4 protein-coding genes are annotated in these 4404 nt (G+C 64.1%); 3 read left to right on the top strand and 1 reads right to left on the bottom strand.

Annotated elements, in window-relative coordinates; genetic code table 11:
* Positions 1 to 410: 410 nt before the first annotated feature.
* Positions 411 to 1469 (bottom strand): triacylglycerol lipase, encoded by a 1059-nt coding sequence (locus tag D7Y11_RS41795; RefSeq protein WP_126936447.1) that lies wholly within the window; start codon positions 1467 to 1469, stop codon positions 411 to 413.
* Between the two features lie 356 nt (positions 1470 to 1825).
* Here D7Y11_RS41795 and D7Y11_RS41790 point away from each other — a divergent pair, with 356 nt between their 5' ends.
* Genes D7Y11_RS41790 through D7Y11_RS41780 form a run of 3 tightly spaced genes read left to right on the top strand, consistent with a single transcriptional unit; the run spans position 1826 to position 4382 of the window.
* Positions 1826 to 3181, top strand: a complete 1356-nt coding sequence (locus D7Y11_RS41790) for a DUF3696 domain-containing protein (protein WP_121753913.1) — start codon at positions 1826 to 1828, stop codon at positions 3179 to 3181.
* The gene (locus tag D7Y11_RS41785) at positions 3178 to 3702 is read left to right on the top strand and encodes a hypothetical protein (protein WP_121753914.1); all 525 of its coding nucleotides are present in this window, start codon (positions 3178 to 3180) and stop codon (positions 3700 to 3702) included. Before D7Y11_RS41790 ends, D7Y11_RS41785 begins: the two co-directional genes overlap by 4 nt.
* Positions 3702 to 4382, top strand: coding sequence for an RNA ligase family protein (locus D7Y11_RS41780; RefSeq protein ID WP_121753915.1), 681 nt, complete (start codon positions 3702 to 3704; stop codon positions 4380 to 4382). Before D7Y11_RS41785 ends, D7Y11_RS41780 begins: the two co-directional genes overlap by 1 nt.
* The last annotated feature ends 22 nt before the right edge of the window (positions 4383 to 4404 follow it).

Genomic DNA, 4404 nt, shown 5'->3' with positions numbered 1-4404 from the left:
TATTACCAAGCCATTCCCATGATGAAGGAGGAGCGACTGCTTCCGCTTGTCGAGCGCTTCGCCGAACTCCTCCATCAGCACCCTGTCTTCAAAGAAGCGCTCGGTTTCATATGAGGGGATGGCTCAGATCTGGGGCATCAAGGTCTTGGCCGCACTTTTCCCAAGAGCTTTCCAGCACTGGCAAATGCGACGGGGGCATGGGTCATCAACGCGCAGCACACCTGGAGCGGTGAGTGCTGGGCCGCGGAACCCGGCAAGAAGGCGCGACGCATCCCGGGCGACTTCATTCATGAAACCACCCATTCCTCTGGAGAATGGGCCCGTGTCGCCTTCTGGGATGTTCCTTGAGACAGGTTCTGCCCACCGCCTGAGAACCAAGCGTTAGCCGCCGAGCCGGCACTCCGCGGTTCTCAGCCGCCCTTGGGCATCTTCAGCGCAATCGCGACCAGCGAGAGGGTCAGGTCCTCGGGCTGGTAGGGCTTGAACGGGTTGAGCGTCGTCCCGGTCGAGTCCAGGTGATCCAGCCCGGAAAGGGTCACGGACTTGGAGCCGGGGATGAACGCGTCCTGCGGGAGCACCAAGCCGTCCGACTTCACGCCGTAGCGCTGGTGCATGTACTCCTGCATGGCGAACAACGGCGACGTCGGGTTCGCGGTGGTGGAGGCCATGGAGACGGTGGGGATGCCCTCGGGCATCGGGTGCTTCGCCAGGAACTCCTTGCGCGAGTCGTACGTCAGGTCCTCACCGGCCTGGATGCTGCCACCGAGCGCCTCGATGGCGCCGCCCACGCCATAGCGCACGAGCGGGTTGTCCAGCAGGTCCTGCGCCATGGGCGAGCCGCCGTACGGCGACTGGATGGTGACCAGGGCGCGCACGTGCTCCTTGAGCTCGGGGTACATAGACAGGGCCGCTGCGGAGTCCAGGCCGCCCTTGCTGTGGCCGATGAGCACCACCTGCTTGCCGTTCTTGGAGGCCTCGAGCACCGCCTGCCGGACGATGGCGGCGTTGTGCTCCACGCCCATGTCCGTGTCGACAGGCACGCGGCCGACCTGGAGGCCCTGCGCTTCGAGCGCGTCCAGGTTCTTGTCGAAGTAGATCTGCTTGGGCGCGGCCTCGGAGAGCAGACCGCCCACGGCCAGGAACACGCAGTTCTTGGCCTCGGGGGGCATCACGTTCTGGCCCGCGCGCACGGCCTGGTTGAGCTTCATGAACTCCGCGGTGGAGTCCTTCGCGGGCGGATACGCCTTCTGGATCCAGCCGATCTTGTCCGCCTCGCCCTTGCCGGGCCAGGGGATGGGAAGGCGCAGGGCATTGACCTGCTGCGACCCCGCCTGAGCCGTCGACGAGAAGCTGTCCCCCTTCACGATGGCGTTGAAGCCCTGCGCGCCCTTGGCCCGGGCAGGGGCTTCCGGCGTGGCCCGCGTCTGCGTGGACGGCGTGAGGCTGGAAGGGCGCGTGACCTGGACCATGAGGGGACCTCGGGAGGGGGAGCCGAGTTGAGCAGCAGGGAGGCTTGCCTACATTGTCGGTAAATGGCGCCGGGAGTTGCGTGCCCGTTCCAAGTCCGTGAGAAGCCGAGACTCCGGGCGCGTGGCGCGGTGCGGCGTAGAGGGTGACCGCTTAACTTCGACGCGGATACGGATTCGCGCTCGCTGATCCGCCAGCATTCCTCTGCTCGCAAGACCCGACGCACTCCCGTTGGCGCGGCCCGAGAGCCACGCCAGCGCTAGAGGAGAACCAGGAAGTAAAGCGGAGCTGAGCACGGATGGACGCTTCCATGCTCCGCACGAAACCGGAGAAGCAGGGGTGAGGTAGAACCGGCGGCATGCTCAGGAAGCTCCATATTCAGAACTTCAAGGCGTGGAAGGACACGGGCGACATCCAGCTCGCGCCGCTCACGATGTTCTTCGGGACGAATAGCTCGGGGAAGACGAGCATCCAGCAATTCCTCCTCTTGCTGCAGCAAACAGCACAGTCGCGAGACCGGAAGCGGGTGCTCCACCTGGGCGACGAGAACACTCCCGTCGACATGGGGACCTTTCCGGAAATGCTCTTTCGCCAGGATCCTGCCGCGCTTCTCCGCTTCACCATGGAGTGGGGCGTGAGGACGCAGGAGAAAGGACCGGTGGACACAGTCGCCTTCGAAGCCTTGATTGGCCAGGAAGACGCACAGTCCACCAGGATCGAGGTCAAGCAGTTCATCTACAGGCTGAAGGCACCTCACCGGTCCACGGAGGGCATCGGCATGGCCAGACGCACTCATGGACCAGGGTACGAACTGCTTCTGGAGAACATTGGGCTCGCCAAAGAAGGAACCGCGAAGGAGGCGCTTTCAGCCCCCATTCATTTCTACGGCTTCCCCCATGAAGCCGAAGCCCACTACAAGTTCCTCGGCGACCTCGACGCCCTTGCGCTCGAACTCGAAGACCAACTGGACGCAATCCATTATCTGGGCCCACTGCGACAGCCCCCACATAGAACCTATCTCTGGTCAGGTGAGGCCCCCGAGAGCGTAGGCGATGATGGCAGCCTCGCGGTCGCCGCGCTTCTGGCCGCGAATGAGCGCTCAATCCAGGTGGAGGACCACCCTGCCCGTCCTTTTGCGCAGTTGATCGCGGAGAGGCTGGTCAGCATGGGACTGCTGGACTCCTTCGAGGTGCGGCCCATCGCCCCCCATCGGAAAGAGTACGAAGTCTTTGTTCGCACTGCTGGCAACCCGATGGCGGTTCGTTTGCCGGACGTTGGGTTCGGTGTGTCCCAGGTCATGCCTGTATTGCTTCAATGTTTCTATACCGAGCCCGGATCCACGCTGCTCTTCGAGCAGCCCGAACTCCACCTGCATCCAAAGGCACAGTCGGAGCTCGCGGACGTTTTCATCGATGCGATTCACGCCAGTGAGGATGGGCAGCCTCGCAACACCCAGCTGATCATCGAGAGCCACTCCGAGCACATCCTGCGCCGGATCCAGCGGCGCATCGCGGAAGGGAGACTGCTGCCGGAGGAGACAGCCATCTACTTTTGCTCACCCGGTCCTGAGGGCTCGCGCATCGAGAAGCTGAAGCTTGACGAATTCGGGAACATCATCAACTGGCCGAAGGACTTCTTCGGCGATGACATGGGCGACCTCGTGGCGATGACCGAGGCGGCGATGAAGCGCCAGCAGGAGCAGGCCCCCCAATGAGCGCGTCCCCTGCGCCATCCGTCGTCGACACCAATGTGCCGCTCACCGCCAACAAGGCGAACACGGTCAGCCCCGCGTGCGTTCAGGCCTGTGTCCGGGCGATCAACGATGTCATCCAGAGCGGGCGCATCGTCCTTGATGACAAATGGCTCATCATCAACGAGTACAAACACAAGCTATCTCCCACGGGCCAGCCAGGCGTGGGAGACCGCTTCCTCAAGTGGGTCCTGACCAATCACGCCAATCCGGATCGCTGCGTCCGGGTCTCGCTGACGCCACGCCAGGACGATCCCCGCGACTTCGAGGAGTTTCCCCGTGACCAGGCGCTTGCCGGCTTCGACCCAGCGGACCGCAAGTTCGTCGCGGCGAGCTGCGCCCACGAGGATCGACCGCCCATCCTCCAGGCAACGGACAGTAAATGGTGGGGACTGCGGAGAGAGTTCGAGCGCTGCGGGGTCCGCATCCACTTTCTCTGCCCCGAGGACATTGAGGAACTCCACGAGCGTCAGGGTGGGGAGTGATGGCTGACGACTTCTTCAAGTTCCCCCACACCCCGCACCTCGCCTGGCTTTCCTCCAGGCCGGTACGCCATGACAAGGTCCTCTCCCCACCTGAGGCACGGGAGTTCCTCGATGGCGAGGTCCTCATCGAGGAAAAGATCGACGGGGCGAACCTCGGCATCTCCGTAGGCGCCGACGGCGGGCTGCGAGCCCAGAACCGCGGCGCCTACCTTGGTCCCCGAGCATCCCCCCAGTTCCAGCCGCTGTGGCCCTGGCTGGAGACAAGGCGCCAGCAACTTGTCGAGACCCTGGGCCAACACTTGATGCTCTTTGGCGAATGGTGCTTCGCGGTCCACAGCGTGCACTACGACGCCTTGCCCGACTGGTTCCTCGCCTTCGACGTCTACGACAAGCGGGCCGGACGCTTCTGGTCTTCCCCGAAACGAGACGCCCTCGTGGCCTCGCTCGGCCTCGCGGCGGTGCCCACTGTCGCGCGCGCGCATCTCACGGCGGACGACGTGGTGAACCTGCTCGGCCCCTCGCACCTCACCCATGCGCCCATGGAGGGCCTCTACCTCCGGCGTGACGAGGGTGACTTCCTGCTCGCGCGCGCGAAAATCGTCCGTCCCGAGTTCGTCCAGGCCATCGAGGAACACTGGTCCTCCCGCCCCCTGGAACGAAATACCCTGGCTGCGCGATGACGCTGGGGGCGAGGAACTGCGT

Source organism: Corallococcus sp. AB018 (assembly GCF_003986945.1).
In the GTDB taxonomy this organism is placed as follows: domain Bacteria; phylum Myxococcota; class Myxococcia; order Myxococcales; family Myxococcaceae; genus Corallococcus; species Corallococcus exiguus.
Note: the sequence above shows the minus strand (reverse complement) of the source record. Positions and strands in the feature narration are given on the sequence as shown.

What these genes read in the sequence shown, in the direction of transcription:
- D7Y11_RS41795 (WP_126936447.1), bottom strand. Translation starts at nt 1,469, where the DNA reads ATGGTCCAGGTCACGCGCCCTTCCAGCCTCACGCCGTCCACGCAGACG.
- D7Y11_RS41790 (WP_121753913.1), top strand. Translation starts at nt 1,826, where the DNA reads ATGCTCAGGAAGCTCCATATTCAGAACTTCAAGGCGTGGAAGGACACG.
- D7Y11_RS41785 (WP_121753914.1), top strand. Translation starts at nt 3,178, where the DNA reads ATGAGCGCGTCCCCTGCGCCATCCGTCGTCGACACCAATGTGCCGCTC.
- D7Y11_RS41780 (WP_121753915.1), top strand. Translation starts at nt 3,702, where the DNA reads ATGGCTGACGACTTCTTCAAGTTCCCCCACACCCCGCACCTCGCCTGG.